Raw genomic sequence first — 26,147 nt, 5'->3', positions numbered from 1 at the left:
AATCGATGGACATGACATGAATGAAATCGTATGAGTGAAAACTTGTGCGATTTTTGCTTCAAAGTCTGAGCGATTATCTAAATTACTTCACTTTTAAGCCTCAGCAGCGCATCCACAAATTCTGCAAACCCATAGCCACCTGGCTGCGACATCACCTTACTTGGATGATGATCTAACTTATCCCAATAATGCTTAATGTTTGCCACGCCAACGGTGAGTGGTAGTGATTCGAACATCTGTTGATCGTTCATTGAATCGCCGACATAGCAGGCTTGATGGTGGATTTGCTCAAGCGATAAGCCTTTATTAGCCAGGAAACGGTGCACGGCGTTTTTCTTTGAGTGTTCGCCGTACCAAGCGTTGATATGAATCGAACTTGCCGTCGCGTGTGCGCCTAAAGCGTGTATTCTTTCGAGTACCGCTTGAACAGTTTCAGGGTCAACAGGCTTACGGTTTTGGCCGATATCAATCGCGACCTCACACAAGCGGTAAGATTGATCCAAAGTTAGCGATAGGTCGGGGTAACTCAACAAGATCGCTTCAACTTCTTGTTTTAGCTTAGCTTGGTTCTTACGCACTTGTTCTAGCGGTGTTTCAGATGAGAGTTGTAATGCATCATCTTGCTTCTCTAGTAAGAAGGCGCCGTTTTCTCCAAGCACGGCATCGACAGGCCAGAGCTGCGCAATATGGTCACACCAACCAGCACAGGCTCCCGTTACAGCGACCACTTTGATTCCATTGTCTCTCAGCTTTTGTAACACAATCAGGGTTTCTGGAGGGAGTGAACCTTGCCAAGTGAGCGTGTCATCGACGTCGGTTAATACCCATTCGATGTGCTTCCAGTTGTTGTCTAGTTGGTGTTCCATTAAAACTCACTTATTCCATGGATTGTTTTACACAGAGCGTATTAATTCAGCCCAATGTAGAATTAGAAGCTAACGTGATTAGAAAATACAGTGTTTAGCAAAATCGCCCGCTTCATTAGCCGTCCAGTCACCTTTAGGCTTTTCTTTCATATCCGCACACCAAGCTTCACTGCCAACCTCGGTACAAGCCATTAATTGAGTAGCAAGGAAAAGTATCAACGCGATTTTCTTCATAATAAACATTCCGTTGTGGTCTAAATTTCTGCTTATAACTGTATCAAATCCCACAAGTGATTGTTATAGCTGCTAAGAACTTAAGGGCGTTAATAATGATGTGGGGTTGAGCTGAATTCGAGGGACGGTAAAGAAGCGAAGGTTTGCTTGGCTTTAAGATCGAAAAAGCCAGCAACGTATGCTGGCTTTGAAATTCTTAATAAGTTTCTATTCGTTATTTCGCTTTAACTACTTATCGATTTATACCAATTTCATCTCTTGGATGATGTCCGAAGCAATCTCTGGCTTCGTGCTTGTTGGTTTCTCGTGTAGGTCGGCTTTCAATTGTCCCTTACGGTTACTTAGGCCCGCTTCAAGTTTCTTAAGTGCTGCAGCGATAGCTGGGTACATAACATCGTCTGTCGATTTTGCTGTTACTCGTACACCTTCGTAGTTGGTGAATACTTCAACCTGATGTTGACCGTGTTCTTTAGTAATGATGATGTCGCAACTGATCAGTGATGGGAAATGGTTAGATATCTTCTCGAATTTACCTTCGATGTCTTTGCGTGACTCGTCGTTAATTGATACATGATGTGTTTGAACATTTATTTTCATAAATCATACCTTTCCAATGACTGTGTCATTTAAACGTAGCAAACATCGCATAGATTAACCAACTGAGAATTAGCACATGTGTGATTGACTTCAGTGTTATCAAATATTCTCTTGTTACTCCCTTGAAAGTCCGATGAACTGATCGCATATTATGTTTCGTGTTTTAAAGACATGTTCAAAAAAACTCCATCCTTGATAATTTGCGCTAACCTACAGCGAATTCCCAGTGAATCTCTCTTTATCGGTTTTATAATTCCGAACTTGTCACTCCATTGATTTTCTTTCCAGCTCACTCACTTTTTCTTCTTTGATTAAAAAATCAGCTTAAGTTACTAATTTATAGACACTCAACTGCCCACTCCATATTGAAGTGAAACTCTCCTGCTGTGAGTTGAGACTCGGGTATGGTAATGCGTGCTCGAATATCGACTTCTTTATTGGATGCCAGTTGATCGACAGGAAATTCGACGCCCTGACGCCAATAATTAATGTCACCTTCATAGCGAACCGGCGTTTCGACTTTGAATCGCACAAGTTCTGAAATGCGAGACTCATCAATTGAGCCTAGATCAATATGTTGCAGTTTGAGCAACAATCGAGAATCTTTGCGATTGGACTCAAGCTTAAGCGTTATCGCTCGGCCATCGTATTCTCGGCCACTGAATTTAAGCCGTTTAAGCGTATTAAAACCATCAAAGCCATTAAGATTGATGCAGAAATGCTGGAGCTGTTAGGCAGTGAAGATGGCAACACGGCGATGATCAAAGTGAGCTGGGATGAGAAGGGAATGAAGGTCTATAAGGATGGCTACTTAGCAGATTATGAGTACGGGATTGCCCCTCATGAGATGCAAGAAAACTACGAATTAGCACCTAAGTAACTCGATTCGATTGCAGAAAAGCGCCTTACTTATTAGTGGGCGCTTTTCTTTTGCTCACCAAAGCATGACGAAACTCACACTTTTCTGACAATTAATGACTCGTTATGCTAGTATGCGCCGCTTGTCTTTGTAATTGATAAAAAACGCATTACCCAAACAGTCTTTTTCTGTTTATCTGCTTGTAATGACCTCATTCAGTTTGGCCTGACTTGGCCGAACATCTGCATTTTGCTCGGACGCAAAGAGAGTAGTTCTCACTACTTCACTATGTACATTTGAGAGCACCATCTATCAAAGGCCTTTTAGAAACAGCCTAGTTAGCGTGAACTATGTTCTGCGTGAAGGGTTTCGTTTTTCCAAAAATCCCTCTCGGCGGCTAAGTGAACCTTAGTTGCTGACAAATAAGGAGTCTATATGACGACTACGGTATCCACATCCGTACCTACATCTCAAGCTGGTAACACAGCGCCGACAGAGAAAGAAGTAAACCACCCGTTTCTCTCTTTGGTTATCATGGTGATCGTTGCTGCAATCGCAACTTACTTCATCCCTGCTGGTGAATTCGAGCGAGTGGTCATGAATGGCCGCACGGTTATCGACCCAGACAGCTACACACTCTTAGCGAGCAACCCAACAACATTAGCCTCTTTTTTCGAATCATTTTTTAAAGGCTTCAAATCCGCTTCTGGCGTGATGGGCGTTGTGGTATTTGTGGGTGGTGCTTTTGGCATTATCAAACACATGGGTTTGTTAGACGCATCCGTTGTTGCGCTCACCACTAAGCTAAAGAAGCAAGGCTTGTACGTAATTGCGCCTGTGATCATGACTGCGATTTTCTTCAACGTTACCTTCACCGGTATGCGTGAACTTGATGTCATCTTCATCTCTTTGATGATCCCGATCTGTATCAAGCTTGGCTATGACGCTATAACGGCACTTGGCGTTGTTTTACTGGCAAGTTGTGCCGGTTTCGCAGCCGCTTTGGCTAACCCATTCTTTACGGGTATCGCACACACTATCGCTGAACTGCCTATGTATTCAGGCATGTGGTATCGCTTTATTGTTGGCATGTTCATGTTGCTAACAGGTGCTTGGTATGTACTTAACTACGCGCGCAAAGTTAAGCAAGACCCGACCAAAGGTTTGTTGCACGGTACGGGTTACCACTACGAATCTAACGTTGAAGCGAAAACACTCACCACACGTGAAAAGCTTGCGGGCATCGCGTTCTTGGGCGTGTTCGCATACATGATCTTCGGCACGTTGACGATGGGTTTCGGCTTCACCGAGATTGCGGGTGCATTCGTGGCGATGGCGATTATTCCGGGTTTGGTGGCGGGCTTATCTCCGAACAAGATTTGTGAGTACTGGACCAAAGGTGTTAGCGATGTATTGGTTGCGGTACTGATCATCTTCTTTGCTCGTTCAGTGCTAACCATTATGGAAGACGCGAAGATTGTTGATTCTATTATCTTCTATCTTGCACAAATCATTTCTGGTAGCTCTAAACTTGTGGCAGCAGCAGGGATCTACTTCTCGCAGGCTGCGATCAACCTGTTTATTCCATCAGGCAGTGGCCAAGCGGTGATCACCATGCCAATCATTATTCCGTTGGCAGATATTGGTGAAGTGACTCGCCAAGTGGCAGCACTGGCTTCTCAATTGGGTGATGGTATTTCTAACTATATTTACCCAACCAATGGTGGCTTGTTGGCGGTATTGGCTATAGCAAAAGTACCTTACACCAAGTGGGTTCGTTTCTTCTTACCACTGTTCTTGTTCTGGTCGGTAGGCGCTTTGGTTTCTGTTGTGATTGCTCAAATGATTGAGTTAGGGCCTTTCTAAGGTTTCTGTTTAATCGAATACATGGACAGTTAAGGCTTAACTTAAGCTGTGTGAGTAAATAAGAAGGCAGCGAATTCGCTGCCTTTTTTCGTTTAAAGAAAAGCTATTCCAACGTTAAAGGTTACTCTTCAAATTGGTAAGAAGAGGGCACCACAATCACGCCTTGTTTTGATATATGGAAGCGTTTCGCATCGGCAAGGCCATCAAGACCGATCTGGGTTCCGTCAGGCACCTTAACGTTCTTGTCGATGATGCAGTTTTGTATGTGGCAATTTTTTCCAATCTCAACATCTTCAAACAGAATACTATCAATCACAATCGCGGCATTGCTGACTTTCACTTTCGGGAAGAAGATTGAGTTTTGCGCCGAGCCGCCTTCAATTACAACGCCATTCGCTATCATCGAGTTGATGAATATTCCTTGATTACCTTCAACTGAAGCAATGGTTCGTGCGGGTGGCAGCTGCGGTTCGTAAGTACGAATCGCCCAATCAGGTTGATATAAATCGATAGGCGAAGCTGGCTTTAACAGGTCCATGTTGGATTGGTAATAAGAGTCGATAGTACCAACATCTCTCCAGTACGCATCTTGGGTCACTCGGCCTTCTTCATCCCCAAACTTGTATGCGTAAACACTGTTGTTGCCCACCAATTTAGGAATGATATCTTTACCAAAATCGTGGCTTGAGTTCGGATCTTCGGCGTCCGCCAGTAGCGCTTGTGTTAGTACTTCTTTATCAAAGACGTAAATACCCATTGAAGCCATGCTTCGAGTTGGCCTACCAGGTACACATGCAGGGTAACGTGGCTTTTCGGTAAAGTTATTGATCTCTAGAGATTCATCTATCTCCATCACACCAAACTCTTTGGCTTCGTCAATCGAAACCTCCATGCACGCCACAGTTAGGTCGGCCTCGTTCTTTTTGTGCTGCTTGAGCATTGGTGCGTAATCCATGCGATAGATATGGTCACCGGATAACACCACCACATGCTTGGCTTCACTGCGTGAAAGTAGATACAAGTTTTGATAAATCGCATCGGCAGTACCGCTGTACCAGCTATCACCGGTTCGCATTTGTGGAGGAACATTGGTGATGTATTCGCCGAGCTCCGGGTTAAGCACCGACCAACCATCTCTTAAATGTTTTTGCAAAGAGTGAGATTTGTACTGAGTCAGCACCAAAATTTGGCGTAGCCCAGAGTGTAAGCAGTTCGCGAGTGTGAAATCGATGATTCGATATTTGCCACCAAAGGGTACCGCAGGTTTTGCACGGTTATCGGTGAGAGGGGAAAGCCGAGAGCCAACACCGCCGGCCAGAACGATTGTTAGAGTGTCTTGCATGATCAGAACCTCAATGTATTTATGATTATGAACATAGACTTGCAAGCACTAAGCCAAATGTAACTCATTGAATATTATACGAGGCGAGATTGATTCTTGTTGTTCTGCACCAAAATAATGCGTGCGAGATATTGGCTTGCTCTATTTTGATCCAAAAAAGATCCGAACAGAGTGAAGGGATTGGGTTAACAAAATGACGCACGGAAAAGCTGCATTACAAAACTGTCAATAAAATGAAGAAATAAAGTGATCGGGTCGATATAAATTTACATAAATAATCACAACTTTTCACAAATTGATTTCCATCAATAAAGTAGGGTTATTCTATGCTACCTTGCACGCAAAATAAGAAATGATTACTCATTCACCAATAAAGATTAAGCCCCCCAAAAGGAAATTATAATGAAAAAAACAGTATGTGGTATTGCGGTTATTGCGGCTCTTATGTCAACCAATGTTCTTGCTCATAAAGAAGGTGATTTCATCATCCGTGCAGGTGCAGCAATGGTATCTCCAAACGACAGCAGTGGTGATGTACTAAACTCACCAGGTTCTGAGCTATCTGTAGATTCAAATACTCAACTTGGCCTAACATTTGGCTATATGTTCACTGATAACGTTAGTTTAGAAATTCTTGCAGCAACACCATTTTCACATACGGTATCTACTGATTTACTTGGACTAGGTGATATTGCAGATGTTAAACACCTTCCGCCTACACTTATGGTTCAGTACTACTTTGGTGAAGCGAACAGTGAAATTCGCCCTTATGTAGGTGCAGGTATTAACTACACGTTCTTCTTTGATGAAAAATTTAACGGAACTGGTAAAGACGCTCAACTACGTGATTTGTCTCTTGATGACTCTTGGGGGCTTGCAGCAAATATTGGCGTGGATTACATGATCAATGAAGACTGGTTCCTAAATGCATCTATTTGGTATGCAGATATAGATACAACTGCAAAGTATAAAGATACAGCGGGTAACCAGTACTCAACAGACGTTGATATCGACCCATGGGTATTCATGATTGGTGGTGGTTACAACTTCTAATCTCCCTATACAGTTTACTAAAGGCGCTCAAGCATCAGCCAGCTTGGGCGCTTTTTTTTCTTACTTGTTAATAGGTTGTTCGCATTAACTTTCTGTTGCTATGGGTAAAAGTTATTTATTGTCGTCATTTATTGTTAATAAAAGGGAAAGATAAGTGTCATAACAGCCCTCTATGATCGCGATTCAAATTATGGAGGATATATGAATCGTAAATTTAATAAGCTGACACTATTACTGCCTATCGCGGTAAGTTCTGCTCTAGTAGGCTGTTCTCAACCAACATCACCAACGACTGCTACGCCATCTCAAACATCACTTGATGCTTTTAGCCTTCAATGCCAATCCATCGAGCAGCCAAGCGCTTCCAATGCTGAGGTAACCGGAATCAGCCTAGTTGGCCGTTCAATCGCCGACGCCCCGTTTGATACTTCTGCAGCCGAAATCGTCAGCTACGATTCATGTACCGACAAGCTTTATGTTGTGAACGCTCAAGCTCAGAAAGTTGATGTTTTATCAATGAACTCAGCTAGCGAACCAACATCTTCGGGTTCGATTGATCTTCAATCAGCGGCTGCAGCTTCTGGTATTGATATTGGTGCAGCGAACAGTGTGTCGACTCATCAAGGATTAGTTGCTGTCGCGATTGAAAATGCTGACAAGCAACAAAACGGCATCATTGCCCTTTATCGTTCAGACACGTTAGAGCTGATTACTACTTATACGGCTGGTGCATTACCGGACATGGTGAGCTTCTCGAAAGATGGTCGCTACATTGCCTCTGCAAATGAAGGTGAGCCGAATGCGGATTACAGCATTGATCCTGAAGGTTCAGTAACGCTGGTGGATTTAACCAATGGTCCTTTGCAAGCGACAGTCACTCAGATTGATTTCAAGGCATTCAATCAAGGTCAGCCTCGCCATGCAGAGCTAACCGACAAGGTTCGAATCTCTGCGCCGAATGCAACGGTTGCTCAAGATCTTGAACCGGAATACCTAACATTTGCGGATAACGGAAAACTCTACGTTGCCCTCCAAGAGAACAACGCGTTGGCAGCGATTGATGTGGCGAGTGCACATGTGGATGCGATTCTTGGACTAGGCGGAAAGCCTTGGGATAACGCTAAGCTAGATGCGTCAAACAAAGACAAAAATATCGGTAATCTGCAAAGCTACGCGATGTTAGAAGGCCTCTACATGCCAGATAGCATCACTAGCTACAGTGTTGATGGCAACACCTACATCGTGACTGCGAACGAAGGTGATGGTCGTGAATATGGCATCAAGACTACGCAAGAAATGTGTGATGAGAAAGGTTTTGAGTGGGACGGTGACGATTATCAAGGCACCGAAAACTACACCACAGAAAAAGACTTTTGTATCGCTTATGTCGATGAAGTACGCGGCAAGAAGTTAGATATTGACGCTAACCACCCATTAGATGGCGCATTGAAAGACAACAAGCAACTTGCACGTCTTAAAGTGATTAAGCCACAAGGGACACTCGCTGCTGACCAAAAGGTTCAAGCATTCGGCAGCCGCTCGTTCTCTATCTGGGATGAGTCAGGCGAGCTCGTGTTTGATAGCGGCGATGATTTTGCTCGAATCGTACTTGAGCAAGATCCTGCAAGCTTCAACAGCACCAATGATAACAACCAAAGCGGTGACGATCGTAGTGATGATAAAGGCGTAGAACCTGAAGCGATCGAAGTGGCGGATATCAACGGCAAGCACTATGCCTTTATTGGACTTGAGCGCCAAGGTGGCATCATGGTTTACGACGTAACACAGCCTAAAAACGCAAGTTTCATCAGCTACTTGAACAATCGCGACTTTACTCAGCCAGTGTGCACTAAGGTTGATGAAGACGGTGATTGCGACAACGAGACTTACAACGCTAAAGCGGGTGATTTAGGTCCAGAATCAATCAAGTATTTCACTCGTTCTGGTAACCACTTTATTGCGGTTGGCAACGAAGTGAGTGGTAGCACGTCAGTTTACCGCGTTGAGTTTTAATCACGCTTCTTACTAGCAATTAGATTGAATCAAAACAAAAGCGCCACGACTTGTTAAGTCGTGGCGCTTTTTTAGTTCATCGCTTATTTATTAGCGATGGCAAAGGCCTATGGCTGTTGCTTAGTTGGTGCTAGAGCAATCTCACGGATACATACATTCTGTGGTTGTTGGTAAGCGAATGATACAGCGCGAGCGATATCGTCAGCTGCCAATACGCCACCCATGTCTTCTTTCCAAGAATCGTAACCGTCTTTGATCTCTTGAGATGTTGTGTGAGACAGAAGCTCAGTTTCTACAGCACCCGGTGCGATAGTGGTAACACGAACATTTGAAGCCGCCACTTCTTCACGAACGTTCTCAGAAATAGCGTGTACCGCGAATTTAGTACCACAGTAAGCTGCGTGGCTTGGGAATGTTTTCTTACCCGCGATAGAGCTGATGTTGATGATAGTACCCGTGTTGCGTTCCATCATCGGAGCAAGTACAGATTGCATGCCGTTTAGAAGACCAATCACGTTTACATCGAACATTGTCTTCCACTCTTGTGCGTCTTGAGTATCAATTTGACCAAGAAGCATTGCACCAGCATTGTTGATAAGTGCATCTACAGGGCCAAACTTCTCTTCACCTTGTGCGATTGCTGCATCAAAAGACGCTTTGTCTGTTACGTCTACTTTTACTGACAGTGAGTTTGGTAGATTCAGCGCTTCAAGGCGATCAACACGACGAGCTAAAAGTAGCAGAGGGTGACCTTCATCGCTTAGACGACGAGCGATTGCTTCACCAATACCAGAGCTTGCACCTGTAATTACGATTAGTTTTTTCATTTTATTTCCTCTGTACTTTTATTGCGTCGGTTGGCTACGACGGGTTGTTTAAGTGCATTCGAATCAAGTGCTTGTTGCCTTGCTTCGTTGCGATGGAGGTATATTAAGGAAAATAGAATTGTTGATATATAGCGCTTTACTTGAAACACTGTTGCTGTGGTGCAACAATAAAAGTGTCTATCTCATAACCTCACTAGTAAGCTGGCGGCCATGCTCAATCAAATTAACCTGTCTGATATTCGTTCTTTCGTGCTGATCGCTCGTTTAGGTAATTTCACCAAAGCGGCGGAGGAGTTGGATGTGTCTCGTTCCCACGTATCACGCCAAGTGAGCAGCCTAGAAAAGCAGATGGGTGTGACACTGTTTATCCGCACCACTCGAACCTTAAGGTTGACTCACGCAGGGCAAGATCTGTACGCGAGATGTGAACAAGCCTTAGATAATATAGACCAAGCCTTGATTGCTGCTGTGGATGACGTCGAAGAAGTACGTGGCGACATAAAAGTAAACTGTGTTGGCGGTTATCTGGGCGAGGTGATCATCGCGGATCTGGTCAATGAGTTCATGCAACTCTACCCAGACATCAGCATCAGCCTTGATTTCAGTAGTAACCGAGTCGACTTGATTGAAGACGCGTTCGATATCGCATTTCGTATGGGAAGCCTTGAAGATGCGGGCTTTATCGCGAGAAAGCTTTTGGACATCGAGATGGGAACGCTCGCAAGCCCTGAATATTTTGCTCGCAAAGGAAAGCCAAACCATCCTAAAGATCTCATTCACCATGACTGCTTAACGGGGTCTGTGCGTAAGTGGAGCTTTCAAGCTTTGGATGACACCAAGAAAACAGTCGATGTTCATGTGACGGGTAGGCTGCAATGTAAGAATGGGCGAGTGTTAGTACAGGGCGCGAAATCGGGCAACGGAATTATTCGTGTACCAACCATCTATTGCTTGCAAGAGATCAATGATGGGCAATTGGAGCAGGTGTTTAATGAGTGGATAGTGCCGAAAGTGGACTTTTCAGCGATCTACCATCGAGACCGCTATCAACCAAGTCGAATTCGAACCTTCATTGATTTTGTAAAAGGTCGCTTTGAGCAAATGCCAGTGAGCTAAGTGCTGCTTGTTGCCTTCCTTTTCTGTCTGCTGTTTTTGGCAATAGTTGGACTGGCTCAAACTTACATCTCGTCGATTTCGTTTTGTAGGTTTTCCAGCTGGTCTAGAATCAACAAGAACTTCTCGCCGAACGGCGTCACTTGGTATTCAACTCTTGGTGGTAGTTCGTTGAACATTTGCTTGTCTAAAATTCCAAATGCTACATTTCGCTTTAAACATTCATTCAAGACCTTGGTCGATAACCCTTCGACCGAGCGTACCATTTCACCGGGACGATTGATGCCATTTGCCAGTAATTGGTAAACCGTGAGCGACCATTTACAACCGTAGATGGTCTCTACCATGCGAGCGGAACGCTCTGGCGCTGATTTTCTTGAAAAAAAGTTTTCCTGATTTTTCATAAAGATGTACCAATAAGTACCTACCTAACCGATTTGTACTTACTATTCATAGTGTTAGTTCAAAGCCTAAGATTACCACGTTCACATGACTTAGGAGATAACAAAATGAACTTCACTAAAAATGGTATTGCAGTCGTAATCGGTGGCACAAGTGGTATGGGCTTTGAAACAGCGAAGCAGTTAGTCGCTCAAAATATCCATGTGCTGGTTGTCGGCAATAACCCAACTAAGTTAGATAAAGCGGTATCAGAACTTCAGTCGCTGGGCCACGCTACTGGCTGGCAAGCTAATCTTTATGATGATGCAAGTGTGTCGAATCTTATTTCGCATCTAGAGTCACTTGAAGAGGGTATTGGTTACCTTGTTAATGCGGCTGGCTACTTTAACCCTAAAGCGTTTATCGAGCATCAGGAGTCGGATTACGAGCAATACATGCAGCTTAATAAAGCGACTTTCTTCATCACTCAAGCTGTCAGTAAGTTGATGATCAAAAACGGTGGCGGAAACGTGGTAAATGTAGGCTCTATGTGGGCGAAACAAGCTATTAAAGCGACGCCATCTTCTGCGTATTCAATGGCAAAGGCAGGACTACACGCTTTAACACAGCATATGGCGATGGAGCTTGCAGACCACAACATTCGCGTGAATGCGGTGTCTCCAGCCGTCGTTAAAACGCCGATCTACGAATCATTCATTAAGCCAGAAGAAGTGGACCAAGCGCTAGAAGGCTTCAATGCTTTTCACCCAATTGGTCGAGTGGGTCAACCGAAAGACATAGCAAACAGCATCTCTTTCCTATTGTCTGACAGTGCCGATTGGGTAACGGGTGCAATCTGGGATGTTGATGGTGGTGTGATCGCAGGCCGCAATTAATCGAGCCGAGTTTTTAATATGGGGGATGCTTTGTTAGCAATTAGCAATTAGCAGCGAAGTCTCCCCCTCGCTCGTTATTCGCGTAGAATAGACATTAGCAAGACAATAATAATTAAAACAATATTTAGAGTAAGGTCGTCATTATGCTCAACATGGACTTTTCAAAGAGACTGGTTATAGAAACCGAACCACTAGATTGGGTCGCGAGCCCTGCAAAAGGGGTATGGCGTAAGCCACTTGAAAGAGAAGAGAAAGAATCGGGCCACACGACTAGTGTGGTGAAGTACGATCCTGACTCTTCGTTTTCTGAGCACCCACATCCGCAAGGTGAAGAGATCTTCGTATTAGAGGGTGTGTTCTCTGATGAAACCGGAGATTTCCCAGCGGGCACTTATATCCGTAATCCGCCGGGCAGCGCGCATTCCCCATCCAGCAAAAATGGCTGTACGATCTTGGTTAAGCTCAACCAGTTTGACGCGAGAGACTTAACTCAAGTTCGTATTAATACTTTGGAAACAGAATGGCTTCAGGGTATTGGCGGCTTACAAGTGATGCCACTGCATGAGTTCGAACACGAGCATGTCGCGTTAGTGAAGTGGCCGGTTGGCGAACGTTTTCAGCCGCATCGCCACTTTGGCGGTGAAGAGATATTTGTACTTTCTGGCACCTTTAAAGACGAACATGGTGAGTATCCAAAACACACATGGATGCGCAGCCCACACATGAGTGAGCATTTTCCTTATGTGGAAGAAGAGACGGTTATCCTAGCGAAAACAGGGCATCTGCCATTGGATTAAAGGAATGCTCAGTAAAAGATGAGAAAGCCGCATTGTTTTGAACAAGCGGCTTTTTTTAGTTTTTATATATGAGCTGACTAGTACGCAACACCAATACGTTGGCGTGGGAATTTGCCAGCTTCGAGTTCATCAATCATCGCAATAGCGTAATCGCTGACTGAAATTTTGCTGTTACCATCTTCGTCGGTGAGCAGTTGATCGCCACCAGTGCGGTAGGTCGATAGTTTCTCGCCCGGGAATATTTCTGCGGCAGGGCTAACGAACGTCCAGTTAACTTCGCTATTAGATTGCTTGAACACTTCAAGAGCTTCGCCCTGTGCTAGCGCTTCGTTTTTGTAATCCGCAGGGAAGTCAGGAACAGTCACTAGCGGTACGTTTGGCGCTACTTCTAATGAGCCAGCTCCGCCAACCCAAAGTAGGCGATCGATACCGATGCTCGGTAATGTTGCCAGCAATTTAGTCGCAGTGTTTTTTACGATGTCGTGATTACCCAGAGCACGTCCGCCAATCGAAGTAATGACTGCATCAACGCCGGATAGTGCGTTTGCTAGACTTGCGGCTTCATCTTGTAAATCAAATGAACGAACCTCAACATCGCTAATCTCTACACGGCTTGCATCTCTTACAACAGCAACAACTTCATGTCCGCGAGCTTGAGCTTCTTGAGCGATGTGACTACCAATCCAACCTGATGCGCCTAATACTGCAATTTTCATAATGTCTCTCCAATTATCTAATTTATTGAGTCTGTTTCTCGACAGCCATTGCAGTCTAATAGCTCACTAGGTTGCGATAAATATCATAAAATGATGTAGATTGTATCTATGTAGCTAGCTAATAGGTTTTATTCAGTGGATAAGGGAAAGTGTGATGGATAGGTTGACGGCAATGCGTAGCTTTGTCGAAGTTGCGAATTGTGCCAGCTTCACTCAAGCAGCAGAGCATTTGGATATGAGCCGTTTACAGGTTTCACGCCATGTTCAAGAGATCGAAGGGTGGCTAAAACAGCGGTTGTTGCACAGAACCACTCGTAAGGTGAGTTTGACCGCGGCAGGAGAGGTTGCCTTACAGCGCTGCGAGAAAATACTCCATGAAACGGCGGAGTTAGAAGTTACTTCACTCAATCAAACCGATGATCTTTCTGGAACCATTCGAATTGCAGCTCCGATTGGTTTAACTCAGCACATGTTGTTGGATGTGGTCGAACAGTTCACCGAGCGCCACCCTAATATCACGGTCGAACTGTTTGCCTCAGACCGCTTTACTCAGCTGGTGGATGAGAGGATCGATATTGCACTTCGTTATACCGATCAACCTGATGATAGTTTGATTGCACGAAAGCTAATGGTTATTGATTCAGTGGTGTGTGCCTCGCAAGCCTACTTAGACAAACATGGTGAACCTGAAACGGTCGAGGCGCTTCGACAACACAATTGTTTTCGTCACTTGAATGTTTCTAAGTGGGATTTTGTTAAGGACAATCAACACTATTCAGTTGAGGTGTCTGGCACTATCAAGGCTAATGATGTTGGAGTGCTAACTCGCGCCGCACAGCACGGGAAAGGGGTAGTTCGTTTACCTTGTGACTTAGCCAACCCACTGATTGCGAATGGCAAATTGATACGAATATTGGATGAGTTTGTTTCACCGAGTAGTGTGCTGTGGGCGGTGTATTTGTCTCGTAGTTATCAGCTGCCGGTTGTTCGTCAGTTCATTGATTTTGCCGCAGAAGCTTGGTCTAGCGATATCAAATCTGGCGATGTTTGAAACTTCATAGGCAATGATACATAGCGATAGAATTTTAAAAGCTCATAAATACAAAAATCCGATATCAATGGTGATATCGGATTTGAACTCAATAATTCAGAGTTCCAGCACGCTCTCCTCTCACGAAGTCTTTACATGTAATGATGTACGGATAATCGGGTATTTATTACCTTTTCGTTTACGTCTGGTAAAGGCTGATACAAGCTTCTCGTAATGTCGGATAATACTTGGTCGTAAACTTGCGACACGACGCTAGAGATATCACTGGTTAATTCGTACATGCTATCTGCCGGTTGGGTCGCTTCGTTACTTGATGCGATCTCTGAGAGTGCATGCATCGCTCGCGTACAAACCGGTGACCCACTACTAAGAGGGCAGATAATCGATAACTGGTTGAGTTTTCTGTGTGTCTGAGAGGCGTAGAATTTGAATCTCAAATACTCCTCAGGCTTCTCCATATCAGGGATACACATTCGTAATTTGGTCAGGATCTCCATGCAATCTAAGATCTGTTGCCAATTCATGTGGTACTCACGGCTCATGTCTTCACGCTCAGACTGAATTAGCCAGATGATCATTACTTCATCCATCAAGAACATGCTATGGCGAATTGTTTTGCCATGAATCGATTGGTTACGCACCAAGCTACGGTTTTGCCAGTCGCTGTGCATAGCGATGAGCTTGAGGTGATAGATGCGATACATAGGGCGGCTGTCAAACGACACATGGGATTGAAGCAGCTCAGATACCTCAAGTATGTTGTCGTAAATCTCGTTCACTTTACGAATCGAGTCGCTAGACAATTTATACGCCAGAGCGTAATGCGTTGCCGCGCGGTGTTTGCGTGATAACAACAATAACTCTCTAAGCAGAACTAAGGTTTCAAACCTGTGTGATAGCGCTGTTTGTCTCTTCCTTGAGAAATGAAACAGGGCTGCAAGTACTAATAGGGATAAACCCACTGAAATAACTACAAACATATTCAACTCCTAATATTTGTATACCTACTTAGTGGTATTGCAGACACCATGCCAAAATAAATAAGTGTTATATTTCATTGATTTATGATTTTTCTCAAATTATGGATGATCAATCATGGTGCATGACTTCACCATTTGAGTGAATGTTTCTCATATTTTGCAGGATTTTTTGAGAGGTTACGCTTTTCTAACGATAGGTTGGGGAGGTTTCGGTAAGTAGAGACACTTTGGCGATCCATTTCAGGCTCGTTTCAAGCTACGGAAATTAAAAAGGCCTCACCCTATATGCTTTAACTCTAAAAGCAGTAAGAGTGAGGCCTTTCAATGTTCACTTCGCAGTGTAGTTGACTTAACGACTAAGTGTTTAGCATTGAGGGCTAAACGTTATGCAAGCTTAAGGTCGAACTCAGTGCGGTACATCACCATGTCTTCAATGGTCAGTACTGGCATGTTGTGTAGTTTGCCGAAAGCAACGATCTCTGGCGCTTTTGCCATCGTACCATCCGGATTGGTTACTTCACAAAGTACACCGGCAGATTGAAGACCAGCCATTTGCATAAGATCTACTGTACCTTCTGTGTGGCCGCGACGAGCAAGTACACCACCTTTACGAGCACGCAATGGGAATACGTGGCCAGGGCGAGCAAGGTCAGTAGGCTTAGCTGTTGGATTTGCAGCTGTCTTGATCGTTGTTACACGGTCAGCGGCAGAAACACCTGTTGTTACACCAACTTTCGCTTCGATAGTGACGGTAAACGCAGTTTGGTTTGCGCTGTTGTTATCAACAACCATAGGTGGAAGTTCAAGTTGGTTCGCTTGCTCGTCAGTTAGACACAGACACACAATGCCGCTGCATTCGCGGATCATAAGCGCCATTTGAGCATTCGTCAGGTGTTCTACTGAGTAGATGATGTCGCCTTCGTTCTCACGATCTTCATCGTCAAGTAGAAGTACGCCACGACCTTCGCGTAGAGCTTGCAGTGCATTTTCAACGCGAGTGATTGGTTCGCCAAATTCGGCAAGTAGTGAAGACTGATTCATGGTTAAACTCCTAAAATATCACCAGAATCAGGGCTGTATGAGGGATCTCAACCGAGCACAACAAAGCCTACTCATTACAAGAGGCTCTAGCTCATTATGGTTTTATCCAAAACGAAATGCACCCGTCTGAGTTGGAGGCATCAACCCAATAGATAGGTGCGCCTTTCCAACTTAAACGAGTGTGTTTCCATTCTCTCTCATCCGGACTATAACCGTCGGCTCTGGCATCTCACCAGATCTGCTGACCTCGACGAATCGAGCGCTCGCGGGCTTATCTTTAGATTTTGCTAAGGACATACCGCCGGTGGGGAATTTCGCCCCGCCCTGAGAATAAAAATTAATAATTTGTTTTGCTTTGAAAGCAGACCAGATGGTAATCCTTTCGATAGTGGATTTAAAGGACTGACAGCAAAGTTTTTCAGATTCTGGCCTTATAATCCGGTAAGTGTTCACTTTATCGGCAGACCTTAGCGTGTGGTGTATAGCGGTGCGCAGGCTATGTTTAGTGGGTTTTGATGTCTATATGTACACAAGTGGATGGTCTGGATTATTGGTGATGGCGTGACAGTTCATCAGCTCAATACTTAAGAGGCCCTTTAATCGATTATTGTTACACTATGACGGCTTACTGACCGTTTTGACATAAAATTGATATTGGCGATGCTAAGCTGCGATAGCATCCGACCACTTTATCTCAAAGATCTTAGCCATGACTTCTCTGTTCTCTAACAAATCCAAAGGCTTATTACTGCTCGTTTTAAGCTTGTATTCTCTAGTGCCTTTTTTGATCTTTGGATCTGACTTCGACCTTGGAAGTGCTGTATTGCCTTTCTATGGTGCAGTGATGACATTCGTGACTTATTCAGCGGGTAATCAAGGGTTCCTAATCACACTCGCGATTCTCTCTTTGTTGGTGCTGACATTAAAGTTCTCAAAAGCAAAGCTAGTGAGCCTTTGTTTGCAGCTTGGTATTTTATTGGTGTTAAGCTTTGCAGCAAAGACATTCCTTAAATCATCAACGGAGAGTCCACGCCCATATACTGAGTACTTAGTTACCCAAGAAGTGGTTGATATGCCAGAGCTGTTTTACGAGCTGCCTTTGGTAGAAAAAAATGCCGCGATTGAATCTGTGCAAGATAAGGTCAGCGAGTGGCGAACTCGTCATTGGCATGGCGAAACGGATTACTCTTTCCCATCTGGACATATGATTTTCGTCGGTGTGTGTTTGGCGTTCTTTGGTGGTCTTCTCCTAGAGGCGAAACGCTTTTATCTAGTCGGCGGTTTACTGGTTTGGGCTGGTGGTGTCGCCTATAGCCGTGTTTGGCTTGGCATGCATCGACCAGAAGACTTAGCCGGATCTATTGCCTTTGCGGGTTTGATCTATTTATTGGTGCCGCTTATCTCAGAGCAAAAAATAGAACGCTATTTACCTGCATTTTTGAAACAGACTTCTGAGGGATCCGTCCTCACTGCAAAAGAAGGGCTCAGATTAGCAGTACGTAATAAACGCTACTGATTGAGCCCTAGCTCTGCTTGCTTCTTTTTGGTTAGACCTAAGGACACAATTCGGTGTGACTCAATGAGATAGTATCTCAGCTCCTCATCCCTTTCTGGCGTGCTTTCAAACAGCTGAATCCATTTCATACCGCGTGAAGCAAAGTAGGGTGCGGGTTTATAGCCCGGCTCTTCTTTGAGAAAGTCGAAATTCTGATCGGACGCCTTGAAGATAAACGCAGGCTCATCTTTCGGTCCCCAACCACCAATCGCAAACACCTTGCCACCTACTTTCCAAACGTGAGAGTTATTCCACTGCATCACATAACTGGTTGCAGGCAGTGACTCGCAGAATGCGTTGAATTCGTCGTAAGTCATAGAGCGTCCTTTTATCTACTGGGTGTTTGTGTTGGTTTTCTAAGATGTCTTTCTTCTTCTTGTCTTTATCGCCAATAACTAGCCAGCTAAACCCTGCAAGATTGCCGTAAAGCCACTGAGAGAACATAGCAGTAATGAACCAATGCGTATCTTCTCTTTAGGGATGCTTTGTGTCGTCATTAACGCCACTTTGTAACCCAACCAAGCAGCAGGCAGCAAAGGTATAGTGATGATCAAGTGGTGTAGCGTGAAGAAGCCAATTGGGATCTGTACAACCAACGAAATGATCGAACTAAACACGAAAAACGCAGAAAGGTTACCACGAAGCTGATTGGCATCTTGGTGTTGGAGTAGCAGTGCCATCGGTGGACCACCAATACCAGAACTGGTGCCAAAGAACCCAGAGAAGAACCCCGCAATACCCATCTTAGTTGGGGTTGGTTCGAGTCTAAAGGGCAGTAGGCTAACAATCACGGCAAATACTACCAATAAGCCCAACCATAGTGATAACACGCTCGTTGAAACCATCACCAACAAAGCACCACCTGCCAGTGACCCAGGAATACGGCCCAGCAATGCGATTTTTAATCCGCCAATAGAGATATTTGCTCTATGTTTAAAAGCGTTGAATAACGAGATAAACAGACCGATCAAACAGATAGGCGCAGGCACATAATCTGGAGAGACCAAAAACAGCAGTGGGGCTGCAACAATGGCCAAACCAAAGCCGATTGCGGTTTGCACAAACGAGCCGACAAAAATGAGTGTCATTGCGATAAGGACAGTCTGATCTATGTATTCCATAAGCCTGCGGATTAGTTTTAAAGGAGCGGGTGGATACTATAAATGAAAACTAAAATAATAGTCTTATTATTCAGTGAGCTTTATGCCAGTTTCGCTAGTTATAATTTCTACTATAACGACCAACAAAAAAGCGAGTGAGTATCTCAGGATGCTTCCTTTCAATACTCACTCGCTTTATTGGAACGACTTGTTTACGCTAGTGGGGGAGTCAGCATAAAACGTTAAGCCATTGCCAATTTCAGTCGCTCAATGGGCTTGTCATTGATTGGTAAATGGATAAGTGCTGCTGCAAATGCCAGCACCACCGTTGACCACCAGATTGGCTCGTAAGAACCGTAGTAATCGTATATACGACCACCCACCCAAGCGCCTAAGAAGCTACCCACTTGGTGAGTAAAGAATACCAAGCCGTACAACGTTGATAGGTAACGGGCACCGAAGATCTGACGAACTAAGCCAGACGTTAGCGGAACTGTACCCAACCAACAGAATCCAATGGCCGCACCGAAGATAGCCGCGGTTGATTCAGTCACAGGCAGAGTCACAAACGCACCGATAACCACAGTACGCACTAAGTACAGTGCAGACATAACGTGGCGTTTGCTGAACTTGTCGCCCATTACACCCCAGAAGTAAGACCCAAAGATGTTGAAGATGCCAACGTAAGCCAGTGCCATCGCAGCGCTGCTCGCGGGTAGGTCTTTATCTGCTAAATAGCTCGGTAAGTGCGTTGCGATAAACATTACGTGGAAACCGCACACGAAGAAGCCCGCGTGAATCAACCAGTAACCTTTGTGAGCAAACGCTTCAGACAACGCTTCTTTGAGTGTTTGGTTCTCTTCAGCTTGCGCTTGTTTGTTTGAGGCTGCTTTAGGCGCTCGCATGAACAGCGCAAAAGAGATCATCAAACAACACAGTACGCCAAACACTTGCATCGCACTCTGCCAGTCAAATTCATTCAGCATGTATTGTGCGCCCGGAATTACCGCGAACATACCAAATGAACCTGCAGCCGTGGTTAAGCCAAACGCCTTAGCCGCGTGCTCTGCTGGTACAACTTTCGCTACTGCGCCAAGCACGATCACGTAACTTGTCGCACTCAAGCCAAGACCAACCAGTGCGCCTAACGAAACGTAAAGCATGCTCGATTCGGTAGAAATTGAGGTAAGAAGTAAACCCAAACCGTAAGCACATGCGCCAGCAATAATGATGCGTCTTGCTCCCCATTTGTCAGCGGCCATACCAACAAAAGGTTGGAACACACCGAACAATAAGTTTTGTAGAGCAATAGAGAAGCTGAAAAACTCTCGACCCGTGCCGAAATGCTCTGAAATAGGCATCATGAAAATGCCGAATGATTGTCTGATCCCTAGACTGATAATAAGTGTGCCTATCCCTAGCCATACCAGTAAAGGAAAACGGAAAATGCTCATTCTAATACTCTTAAATTAATGGTGGTGATGTGAGTGGTCTTGCGCTGACATGTGTTGGTCAGTCATCTCATGGTGATGTTCGTGCCCAGAATGATCATGCCCTGACTGCTGGTGGCAACCACTGCTTACGGCATGCTGAGCCAAGAGATCAATCAATGGCTGACTGTGATGCACAATAACCAAACTAATGACGAGGAATAACGTCATTCTGGCAAGTTGGGCAAAAAGAGATTGTGAAAACATACGGTGTTGACATGCGCTCAATGTTGTAAGAAGTCGCGCATCATAGTGATGAGTCGGGTATGTATCAAATGACCATTTGTGATGTAGTCTATGCGTTTTATGCATAGATTGTCGCTTGATTGGAATTGGTATAAAACGCGTTCAATAAATAAGAAAACTTGAAGCTCGTTAGTTAATAGAAACAAGTATCTAATTAAGAATGAAAGTCTAAATTAAGGCTTATAACTAGCTGTTTAATTTAAAGTTTCACAAAGCTGTAAAAACTAATATACAAACTAATCACTAAGCAACATTGCTCGTTCACTCGACTTATCTGTCAAACATCGTAAATTTGGGCATAAATCGTTTCAAGACTACTGAAACGCGATGTTAAAAGATTCAGGGAGAGTCATTCATATGGATAAAGATCATAATCTTCGCGAAAACTTACTTGCACTGATCTTAGGTAGCGCATTGGTTTCACTCGGCGTTATCTTTTTCAACCAAGTCGGTTTGCTCACCGGGGGCACGGCTGGTCTAGCGATCTTCATTACCAAAGTAACAGATTTGAGCTTTGGCCAAGTGTTCTTCGCACTTAACTTACCTTTCTATATTTTGTCGGTTGCTCGTATGGGCTGGCGCTTCACCATCAATACGTTTATCGCGGTTTCGATTGTTTCGTTCGCCGTGGATCACTTGTATCACGTGATTCAAATTGCCGAAATTCATGCATTGTATGCAGCTTTACTTGGTGGTGGCTTGATTGGTACCGGCATGCTGGTGATTTTCCGTCACAAGATGAGCTTAGGTGGCTTCAACATTCTGGCGTTGTTCTTACAAGAACGTTTTGGAATTCGAGCAGGTAAGGTTCAGATGGCATTAGACTGCACGATTGTTGTGCTTTCTCTGTTCATTGTTGATGTGTCATTGGTTCTTCTGTCTGTGCTTGGTGCGATAGTCACCAACTTGATTCTAGCAATGAATCATAAACCGGGGCGCTATCAACCTGTGGTAAAAGCGGAAGCAGCATAGTTCGGTTCGCTCAAGCTCTAGATTTGCTTAAGTAAAGAGTGATTTGCAGATTATGAAAACAACAAAGCCAGCATTAATTGCTGGCTTTGTTCTATTGAAATAACGGATTCGATGTAACGATTAACACTTGCCGCAGCTGGCGTTCGGCTTAAGCTCGCAATCAATCACATTGCCTTGTTGATCAAGGGACAAGTTACAACACTCTTCAAACAGGTTCTTAAGATCAGCACGGCTTTTTTGCACGCGGGATTTAACCGTTGAATAGCTGACGTTCTGCGCTTCTGCGATCTCTTTTTGGCTTTGGCCTTTGATGTCGGCCGCAAGCAGTAGCGATGAACTTTGTTCTGGCAATGCCTGAATAAAAGGTTCAATACACAATGAAAGTTTCTGCTTAAATTCAGAGTCGTGGTCTAAATCGGTAAACCACAGATCTTCAGCATCAATTTGGCTATCACGTTGTTGGCGTGCATGCTTACGGTAGAAGTCGATAATGGTGTTGTTGGCTAACTGGAACAGCCAAGCCTTAACACTGCTAGCATCTTGTACCTTATCTAAGTTCTGATAGGTCTTAATCAAGATATCTTGGAGCAAGTCGTCTACATCCGCAGAGTTGTTGACCTTTGAATGCAGGAATGACTTTAATGCTTGCTTATACTCGGCCCAGACTTGTTCGATCTTCAAAGGTGCATTAGTTGCACTGTTCATTTACGCAACATTCGTCTTGTAAGAAATCAATCACACCTTCTAGGCACTCATACTCCGCCACGCAGAATAGAGTTCTTCCTTCTCGTCTTTGGCTGATTAGGCCCGCAGACGCCAAGCTTGATATGTGGTGAGACAAGGTAGAACCGGGAATGCCTAGCTCTTCTTGTAGGCCGCCAACTGCAATGCCTTGGTAGCCAGCTTTAACGACACTCTTATAAATGGTTAGGCGAATAGGGTGCCCCAACTCTTTAAGTGCTTTCGCAACGACTTCTAAGTTCATATTAACTCCTCAAGATTTAATTTCGATGTTAGTCGAAATGTATGTCGAATTCAAATTTAAAAACGGTGTCTATGTAAGTTATTGAAAAACTGTGTTTTCGAAAATAATTTCGATTTTTATCGAAATAATGCTTGTTCTGGAGCTGTTTATTTCTATAATTCGAGAATATTCGAAATTAAGGATTGGTTACTTTTCTCATAGAGCCCGACCTTCAATCCAGTTTGGAGTTAATTATGAGCAATGAAATGTTAACAATGCTGAAAGACGCACTTGATATGTTCGCTTTCTTAGCAGTAGAGCTAATTATCTTTTTCTTAGCGATCAGCTACATTGTTGGGATTCTTCAAGAGTTCCTTACACCAGAAAAGATTCAATCTATCCTGAGCTCACGTAATGGTAAGGGTTATGTAGTAGCAGCACTACTGGGTGCAATTACACCTTTCTGTTCATGTTCGACCATTCCTTTCTTAAAAGGATTGCTGCGTGCAAGAGCGGGTTTCGGTCCAATGATGGTGTTCCTATTTGGTAGCCCACTATTGAACCCAGTGATCATTGGTTTGTTTGTGATTACCTTCGGTTGGCAAGTTGCTGTGTTCTACTTCCTTGTAGCAATGACGGTGTCTGTAGTGGCTGGTTACGCACTTGAGAAGCTTGGCTTTGAGCGTTACGTAAAACCTGAAGCGTATGAATCAACAGGTTCAGCTTCAAGCTGTGGCACTAGCTGTGGTGACTCTGCTCCTAAGAAAGCAGCACCGGTTAAAGCAGAATCTTCATGTGGTACAAGTGTATGTGGCGAACCTGCACCAGTAATGACTAAGGAGACATCTTGCTGCGATTCGAAAAAAGAAGAGCCACAAGTTACGGTTTCATGCTGCTCAGCGGATGGAAGCGCGACGGTGGAAATCGTAGAGAAGAAAGAACCTAGCCGTTGGATGAGAATTTGGTTCTCAACTTGGAAAGACTTCAAACAAGTTTTCCCTTACCTAATGATGGGTATCGCGATTGGTTCATTCATCTACGGCTTTATTCCTACAGACCTAATTGCACAGTACGCTGGTGAAGGTATGTGGTATGCGATTCCAGTAGCAGCCGTGATTGGTATTCCACTGTACATTCGTGCTGAAGCGGTAATCCCACTAAGTGCAGCTCTAGTACAGAAAGGCATGGCGTTGGGTTCAGTAATGGCATTGATCATTGGTAGTGCGGGTGCAAGTTTGACAGAAGTTATCCTGCTTAAATCAATCTTCAAAAACCAAATGATTGCAGCATTCCTATTCGTTATCTTAAGCATGGCGATGGGTGCAGGCTTCCTATACAGCTTCATCTTTGGTTAATCAGGTCTGATTTCGAGATAACACCATTGATACAAAGAGATAGATAATAAAAAAGAGCTCACATAGTTGAGCTCTTTTTGCGTTGAGACTATTAGTTCGGAGATTAGAAACCGCGAATATCAAGCTCATTGTTGATCAACACAACACACTGAGAAGCAAACAGCATGTTCGGGCCTAAGCTGATTTTTTCTGTCCCTAAGCGCTTTAAGCTGTTGTAGCTTTTCTTCGGCATAGGGATGTGATCAGTAAGAAGGAAACATGGGTTTTCAGCAATCTCTGCATCACGGATAAAGTCACCTTTCTTATCCATCATGTATAGCTGGTGGTCTTCAGCCAGTTCTTTGACTAGTTTTTCAAAGCTCATAGTGCGAACGACGATTCCCGGTTCAACCTGACGAGTCTGCTCTTTGGTCATACCTTGAGAAGCATCAACCGCTCTTACTACCGCTGATAACAATGCCGATTCATGAAAGCCACCAATGTTGGTGATCTCATTTGAATCGAAAGTGATCGTACGTGAAAAGTCTTTAGTACTTTCTAATACAAGGTGTACGGTGACATTCTCACGGTGAGATTGAGCAACGAAGATCGTGTTCATCAGAGTATGAGCCAGAATCTCAGTATGAGCATCTTGCCCAACACCTTCTAAGATAAGTTTGCTCTCTGTAGGGGCTGCGCGAGCGCGTAATACAAATGAACGCATGGAATGTACCTTGTCAGTATGTGATAAAGCGAAACGGGCTTTATCAACATGAATTGATGAATAACCAAAATTGTGGCGGTATGTAACTCTTTTCTATTAATGAAGTCAAATAGAGTTGCGTATAGCGCCAACCAGAAGAACTCTGCGTATTAAATAGAGAATGACCACATTACAAGATGGTAAGGGTTGAAGCGACCCAATGTTTACGTAGATAGTATGCGCAAATTATTAGGTGACTTACATAAGGAAGTAGTCGATGAAGTTACAGAAGATCAATAAAGAAGAATATAGAAAGAAGATGAACCTGCTGTTGGTTTCGTTGGTTGGGTCACTCGCAGTGTTCGCCATTGTATTCGGAACCATACTGATCGAGCTATTCGGTTCAGGGCAATCAATCGCAGGCGAATCGACAGGTAATTTCCACTTGAACGTATTAGGTGTGATCTTATCAGTCGCATTGAATGCATTTATCGCGAGCCGTGTGAAAGGGCATGATTACTTCAAAGAAGCGCTTTATGTATGGAACCTTAAACAAATCCATAATCAAATCTATCGTAAGCTCAAGCGTATTCAACCCAAAGCTGAGCAAGGCGACCGAGACGCGCTGACCATCCTTTATTTCTATTACACCACGCAAAAACAGGTATACGACCTAGACAACAACACATTGACGATAAAAACAGTTCAGCAATCGCTAGATAACATCCTAGAAGTGAGTGAGAAATGGAGCATTGAGCTAGATATAGAGGCTTTTTCGAAAGATCTAATCGCAAAGTTTTAAGTAATACACCCATTATTGTATGAGCTTTGAGCTACGAAAGAGCCTTTTGACGTAAAAGTAGCCACTTAAGCAAGTTTTTTGAATTTTTATCAAAAAAGGGGTTGCCATGTTTTCGATGATCTCTATAATGCCGCCTCACTGACACGGCAGATGCCATAAGGCTTCAGCGGTAATCAGTAAGACGGAAAGTTCGAAAGAAATTAATTTTAAAAAGTGTTTGACACTTAAGATTAAATCGCTAGAATTCACGTCCGCTTTCAAGGGTTTCTTTGTAAAAAGAAAGTTTCGATAAGCAAAGCTCTTTAACAATTTAAACCTATCAATCTGTGTGGGCACTCGTTAATGAATA

General features: G+C 44.0%; 27 protein-coding genes, 2 pseudogenes and 1 riboswitch. Of the genes and pseudogenes, 13 read left to right on the top strand and 16 right to left on the bottom strand.

The features are described from left to right. Positions 1-77 precede the first annotated feature (77 nt). From AB6D58_RS20975 to AB6D58_RS20960, 4 genes are all read right to left on the bottom strand, one after another. Positions 78-866 (bottom strand): HAD-IIB family hydrolase, encoded by a 789-nt coding sequence (locus AB6D58_RS20975; protein ID WP_136982941.1) that lies wholly within the window; start codon positions 864-866, stop codon positions 78-80. Positions 867-944: 78 nt separating this feature from the next. After that, complete coding sequence (locus tag AB6D58_RS20970) at positions 945-1,100, bottom strand: DUF3012 domain-containing protein (protein WP_017061679.1); 156 nt, start codon at positions 1,098-1,100, stop codon at positions 945-947. A gap of 240 nt (positions 1,101-1,340) precedes the next feature. Further along, positions 1,341-1,697 (bottom strand): ribosome hibernation-promoting factor, HPF/YfiA family, encoded by a 357-nt coding sequence (gene hpf / locus AB6D58_RS20965; RefSeq protein WP_017061680.1) that lies wholly within the window; start codon positions 1,695-1,697, stop codon positions 1,341-1,343. A gap of 337 nt (positions 1,698-2,034) precedes the next feature. Continuing rightward, entirely contained in the window at positions 2,035-2,292 is a 258-nt protein-coding gene (locus tag AB6D58_RS20960; RefSeq protein ID WP_229648214.1) for a hypothetical protein, read from the bottom strand. Between the two features lie 57 nt (positions 2,293-2,349). Between AB6D58_RS20960 and AB6D58_RS20955 the strand changes: the two are divergent. Together AB6D58_RS20955 and AB6D58_RS20950 are read left to right on the top strand one after the other, a co-directional pair. After that, a pseudogene (locus AB6D58_RS20955) lies at positions 2,350-2,577 on the top strand (hypothetical protein); the annotation flags it as partial. A 414-nt stretch (positions 2,578-2,991) separates the two neighbouring features. Next, positions 2,992-4,422, top strand: a complete 1,431-nt coding sequence (locus tag AB6D58_RS20950; RefSeq protein WP_136979617.1) for a YfcC family protein — start codon at positions 2,992-2,994, stop codon at positions 4,420-4,422. Between the two features lie 121 nt (positions 4,423-4,543). Here the strand turns inward: AB6D58_RS20950 and glgC are convergent, their stop codons facing one another. Further along, positions 4,544-5,764, bottom strand: a complete 1,221-nt coding sequence (gene glgC, locus AB6D58_RS20945; RefSeq protein WP_017064925.1) for a glucose-1-phosphate adenylyltransferase — start codon at positions 5,762-5,764, stop codon at positions 4,544-4,546. Between the two features lie 402 nt (positions 5,765-6,166). Here glgC and ompW point away from each other — a divergent pair, with 402 nt between their 5' ends. Beyond that, positions 6,167-6,817, top strand: coding sequence for an outer membrane protein OmpW (gene ompW / locus AB6D58_RS20940; RefSeq protein WP_017071378.1), 651 nt, complete (start codon positions 6,167-6,169; stop codon positions 6,815-6,817). Between the two features lie 201 nt (positions 6,818-7,018). Next, on the top strand, positions 7,019-8,830 hold the full coding sequence (locus tag AB6D58_RS20935; protein WP_372158356.1) for a choice-of-anchor I family protein: 1,812 nt from the start codon (positions 7,019-7,021) through the stop codon (positions 8,828-8,830). 107 nt (positions 8,831-8,937) lie between these two features. Here AB6D58_RS20935 and AB6D58_RS20930 read toward each other — a convergent pair whose 3' ends face one another. Beyond that, on the bottom strand, positions 8,938-9,657 hold the full coding sequence (locus AB6D58_RS20930) for an SDR family oxidoreductase (protein WP_004733012.1): 720 nt from the start codon (positions 9,655-9,657) through the stop codon (positions 8,938-8,940). Positions 9,658-9,867: 210 nt separating this feature from the next. Between AB6D58_RS20930 and AB6D58_RS20925 the strand changes: the two genes are divergently transcribed. Next, positions 9,868-10,773 (top strand): LysR family transcriptional regulator, encoded by a 906-nt coding sequence (locus AB6D58_RS20925; RefSeq protein ID WP_136974130.1) that lies wholly within the window; start codon positions 9,868-9,870, stop codon positions 10,771-10,773. A gap of 62 nt (positions 10,774-10,835) precedes the next feature. On the opposite strand, the gene AB6D58_RS20920 is transcribed toward AB6D58_RS20925, so the two are convergent. Then, positions 10,836-11,174: a winged helix-turn-helix transcriptional regulator gene (locus AB6D58_RS20920; RefSeq protein ID WP_372158354.1), complete on the bottom strand. Its 339-nt coding sequence runs from the start codon at positions 11,172-11,174 to the stop codon at positions 10,836-10,838. A gap of 105 nt (positions 11,175-11,279) precedes the next feature. Here AB6D58_RS20920 and AB6D58_RS20915 point away from each other — a divergent pair, with 105 nt between their 5' ends. Together AB6D58_RS20915 and AB6D58_RS20910 are read left to right on the top strand one after the other, a co-directional pair. Next, positions 11,280-12,047: an SDR family NAD(P)-dependent oxidoreductase gene (locus tag AB6D58_RS20915; RefSeq protein ID WP_372158351.1), complete on the top strand. Its 768-nt coding sequence runs from the start codon at positions 11,280-11,282 to the stop codon at positions 12,045-12,047. Between the two features lie 143 nt (positions 12,048-12,190). Continuing rightward, on the top strand, positions 12,191-12,844 hold the full coding sequence (locus tag AB6D58_RS20910) for a cupin domain-containing protein (RefSeq protein WP_372158348.1): 654 nt from the start codon (positions 12,191-12,193) through the stop codon (positions 12,842-12,844). 77 nt (positions 12,845-12,921) lie between these two features. On the opposite strand, the gene AB6D58_RS20905 is transcribed toward AB6D58_RS20910, so the two are convergent. Continuing rightward, positions 12,922-13,560 carry an NAD(P)-dependent oxidoreductase gene (locus AB6D58_RS20905; RefSeq protein ID WP_372158345.1) on the bottom strand — a complete coding sequence of 213 codons (639 nt, stop codon included), beginning with the start codon at positions 13,558-13,560 and terminating at the stop codon, positions 12,922-12,924. Positions 13,561-13,714: 154 nt separating this feature from the next. Here AB6D58_RS20905 and AB6D58_RS20900 point away from each other — a divergent pair, with 154 nt between their 5' ends. Next, complete coding sequence (locus AB6D58_RS20900) at positions 13,715-14,611, top strand: LysR substrate-binding domain-containing protein (RefSeq protein WP_372158342.1); 897 nt, start codon at positions 13,715-13,717, stop codon at positions 14,609-14,611. 131 nt (positions 14,612-14,742) lie between these two features. On the opposite strand, the gene AB6D58_RS20895 is transcribed toward AB6D58_RS20900, so the two are convergent. Then, positions 14,743-15,591: a hypothetical protein gene (locus tag AB6D58_RS20895; RefSeq protein WP_136982933.1), complete on the bottom strand. Its 849-nt coding sequence runs from the start codon at positions 15,589-15,591 to the stop codon at positions 14,743-14,745. Positions 15,592-15,975: 384 nt separating this feature from the next. Next, positions 15,976-16,632 (bottom strand): 3,4-dihydroxy-2-butanone-4-phosphate synthase, encoded by a 657-nt coding sequence (gene ribB, locus AB6D58_RS20890; protein ID WP_017054827.1) that lies wholly within the window; start codon positions 16,630-16,632, stop codon positions 15,976-15,978. Positions 16,633-16,817: 185 nt separating this feature from the next. Continuing rightward, positions 16,818-16,968: riboswitch (FMN riboswitch) on the bottom strand. 373 nt (positions 16,969-17,341) lie between these two features. Between ribB and AB6D58_RS20885 the strand changes: the two are divergent. Continuing rightward, a pseudogene (locus AB6D58_RS20885) lies at positions 17,342-18,082 on the top strand (phosphatase PAP2 family protein); the annotation flags it as partial. Between the two features lie 59 nt (positions 18,083-18,141). Here the strand turns inward: AB6D58_RS20885 and AB6D58_RS20880 are convergent. From AB6D58_RS20880 to AB6D58_RS20870, 3 genes are all read right to left on the bottom strand, one after another. Further along, a complete protein-coding gene (locus tag AB6D58_RS20880; RefSeq protein WP_017065872.1) occupies positions 18,142-18,504 on the bottom strand; it encodes an MmcQ/YjbR family DNA-binding protein in 363 nt (120 codons plus the stop codon). Positions 18,505-18,582: 78 nt separating this feature from the next. Beyond that, positions 18,583-19,308: a sulfite exporter TauE/SafE family protein gene (locus tag AB6D58_RS20875; protein ID WP_372158340.1), complete on the bottom strand. Its 726-nt coding sequence runs from the start codon at positions 19,306-19,308 to the stop codon at positions 18,583-18,585. Between the two features lie 221 nt (positions 19,309-19,529). After that, positions 19,530-20,741, bottom strand: coding sequence for an MFS transporter (locus tag AB6D58_RS20870; RefSeq protein ID WP_017061697.1), 1,212 nt, complete (start codon positions 20,739-20,741; stop codon positions 19,530-19,532). A gap of 29 nt (positions 20,742-20,770) precedes the next feature. Between AB6D58_RS20870 and AB6D58_RS20865 the strand changes: the two genes are divergently transcribed. Both AB6D58_RS20865 and AB6D58_RS20860 read left to right on the top strand, forming a co-directional pair. After that, positions 20,771-20,920, top strand: coding sequence for a hypothetical protein (locus tag AB6D58_RS20865; protein WP_017061698.1), 150 nt, complete (start codon positions 20,771-20,773; stop codon positions 20,918-20,920). Between the two features lie 460 nt (positions 20,921-21,380). Then, positions 21,381-21,995, top strand: a complete 615-nt coding sequence (locus AB6D58_RS20860; protein ID WP_017065874.1) for a YitT family protein — start codon at positions 21,381-21,383, stop codon at positions 21,993-21,995. A 120-nt stretch (positions 21,996-22,115) separates the two neighbouring features. Here AB6D58_RS20860 and sigZ read toward each other — a convergent pair whose 3' ends face one another. Together sigZ and AB6D58_RS20850 are read right to left on the bottom strand one after the other, a co-directional pair. Continuing rightward, positions 22,116-22,700: an RNA polymerase sigma factor SigZ gene (sigZ, locus tag AB6D58_RS20855; protein ID WP_372158338.1), complete on the bottom strand. Its 585-nt coding sequence runs from the start codon at positions 22,698-22,700 to the stop codon at positions 22,116-22,118. Further along, on the bottom strand, positions 22,684-22,980 hold the full coding sequence (locus tag AB6D58_RS20850) for a helix-turn-helix transcriptional regulator (RefSeq protein WP_004733042.1): 297 nt from the start codon (positions 22,978-22,980) through the stop codon (positions 22,684-22,686). Before AB6D58_RS20850 ends, sigZ begins: the two co-directional genes overlap by 17 nt. Positions 22,981-23,213: 233 nt before the next feature. Here AB6D58_RS20850 and AB6D58_RS20845 point away from each other — a divergent pair, with 233 nt between their 5' ends. Beyond that, positions 23,214-24,314, top strand: coding sequence for a permease (locus AB6D58_RS20845; protein ID WP_372158336.1), 1,101 nt, complete (start codon positions 23,214-23,216; stop codon positions 24,312-24,314). Between the two features lie 103 nt (positions 24,315-24,417). On the opposite strand, the gene trmY is transcribed toward AB6D58_RS20845, so the two are convergent. After that, positions 24,418-25,017, bottom strand: coding sequence for a tRNA (pseudouridine(54)-N(1))-methyltransferase TrmY (gene trmY / locus AB6D58_RS20840; protein WP_017061702.1), 600 nt, complete (start codon positions 25,015-25,017; stop codon positions 24,418-24,420). Positions 25,018-25,273: 256 nt separating this feature from the next. Between trmY and AB6D58_RS20835 the strand changes: the two genes are divergently transcribed. Next, positions 25,274-25,798, top strand: a complete 525-nt coding sequence (locus tag AB6D58_RS20835; RefSeq protein WP_065584102.1) for a DUF3087 family protein — start codon at positions 25,274-25,276, stop codon at positions 25,796-25,798. Positions 25,799-26,147 lie beyond the last annotated feature (349 nt).

It is taken from the genome of Vibrio sp. 10N.239.312.D08, assembly GCF_041466145.1.
GTDB lineage: Bacteria > Pseudomonadota > Gammaproteobacteria > Enterobacterales > Vibrionaceae > Vibrio > Vibrio crassostreae_C.
The sequence above is the reverse complement of the archived record's forward strand: the minus strand, read 5'-3'. Positions and strand labels throughout refer to the sequence as shown.

Excerpts from the sequence above, each read along its gene's own strand:
- AB6D58_RS20975 (WP_136982941.1), bottom strand. The coding sequence starts at position 866 with ATGGAACACCAACTAGACAACAACTGGAAGCACATCGAATGGGTATTA.
- AB6D58_RS20970 (WP_017061679.1), bottom strand. The coding sequence starts at position 1,100 with ATGAAGAAAATCGCGTTGATACTTTTCCTTGCTACTCAATTAATGGCT.
- hpf (WP_017061680.1), bottom strand. The coding sequence starts at position 1,697 with ATGAAAATAAATGTTCAAACACATCATGTATCAATTAACGACGAGTCA.
- AB6D58_RS20950 (WP_136979617.1), top strand. The coding sequence starts at position 2,992 with ATGACGACTACGGTATCCACATCCGTACCTACATCTCAAGCTGGTAAC.
- glgC (WP_017064925.1), bottom strand. The coding sequence starts at position 5,764 with ATGCAAGACACTCTAACAATCGTTCTGGCCGGCGGTGTTGGCTCTCGG.
- ompW (WP_017071378.1), top strand. The coding sequence starts at position 6,167 with ATGAAAAAAACAGTATGTGGTATTGCGGTTATTGCGGCTCTTATGTCA.
- AB6D58_RS20935 (WP_372158356.1), top strand. The coding sequence starts at position 7,019 with ATGAATCGTAAATTTAATAAGCTGACACTATTACTGCCTATCGCGGTA.
- AB6D58_RS20930 (WP_004733012.1), bottom strand. The coding sequence starts at position 9,657 with ATGAAAAAACTAATCGTAATTACAGGTGCAAGCTCTGGTATTGGTGAA.
- AB6D58_RS20925 (WP_136974130.1), top strand. The coding sequence starts at position 9,868 with ATGCTCAATCAAATTAACCTGTCTGATATTCGTTCTTTCGTGCTGATC.
- AB6D58_RS20920 (WP_372158354.1), bottom strand. The coding sequence starts at position 11,174 with ATGAAAAATCAGGAAAACTTTTTTTCAAGAAAATCAGCGCCAGAGCGT.
- AB6D58_RS20915 (WP_372158351.1), top strand. The coding sequence starts at position 11,280 with ATGAACTTCACTAAAAATGGTATTGCAGTCGTAATCGGTGGCACAAGT.
- AB6D58_RS20910 (WP_372158348.1), top strand. The coding sequence starts at position 12,191 with ATGCTCAACATGGACTTTTCAAAGAGACTGGTTATAGAAACCGAACCA.
- AB6D58_RS20905 (WP_372158345.1), bottom strand. The coding sequence starts at position 13,560 with ATGAAAATTGCAGTATTAGGCGCATCAGGTTGGATTGGTAGTCACATC.
- AB6D58_RS20900 (WP_372158342.1), top strand. The coding sequence starts at position 13,715 with ATGGATAGGTTGACGGCAATGCGTAGCTTTGTCGAAGTTGCGAATTGT.
- AB6D58_RS20895 (WP_136982933.1), bottom strand. The coding sequence starts at position 15,591 with ATGTTTGTAGTTATTTCAGTGGGTTTATCCCTATTAGTACTTGCAGCC.
- ribB (WP_017054827.1), bottom strand. The coding sequence starts at position 16,632 with ATGAATCAGTCTTCACTACTTGCCGAATTTGGCGAACCAATCACTCGC.
- AB6D58_RS20880 (WP_017065872.1), bottom strand. The coding sequence starts at position 18,504 with ATGACTTACGACGAATTCAACGCATTCTGCGAGTCACTGCCTGCAACC.
- AB6D58_RS20875 (WP_372158340.1), bottom strand. The coding sequence starts at position 19,308 with ATGGAATACATAGATCAGACTGTCCTTATCGCAATGACACTCATTTTT.
- AB6D58_RS20870 (WP_017061697.1), bottom strand. The coding sequence starts at position 20,741 with ATGAGCATTTTCCGTTTTCCTTTACTGGTATGGCTAGGGATAGGCACA.
- AB6D58_RS20860 (WP_017065874.1), top strand. The coding sequence starts at position 21,381 with ATGGATAAAGATCATAATCTTCGCGAAAACTTACTTGCACTGATCTTA.
- sigZ (WP_372158338.1), bottom strand. The coding sequence starts at position 22,700 with ATGAACAGTGCAACTAATGCACCTTTGAAGATCGAACAAGTCTGGGCC.
- AB6D58_RS20850 (WP_004733042.1), bottom strand. The coding sequence starts at position 22,980 with ATGAACTTAGAAGTCGTTGCGAAAGCACTTAAAGAGTTGGGGCACCCT.
- AB6D58_RS20845 (WP_372158336.1), top strand. The coding sequence starts at position 23,214 with ATGAGCAATGAAATGTTAACAATGCTGAAAGACGCACTTGATATGTTC.
- trmY (WP_017061702.1), bottom strand. The coding sequence starts at position 25,017 with ATGCGTTCATTTGTATTACGCGCTCGCGCAGCCCCTACAGAGAGCAAA.
- AB6D58_RS20835 (WP_065584102.1), top strand. The coding sequence starts at position 25,274 with ATGAAGTTACAGAAGATCAATAAAGAAGAATATAGAAAGAAGATGAAC.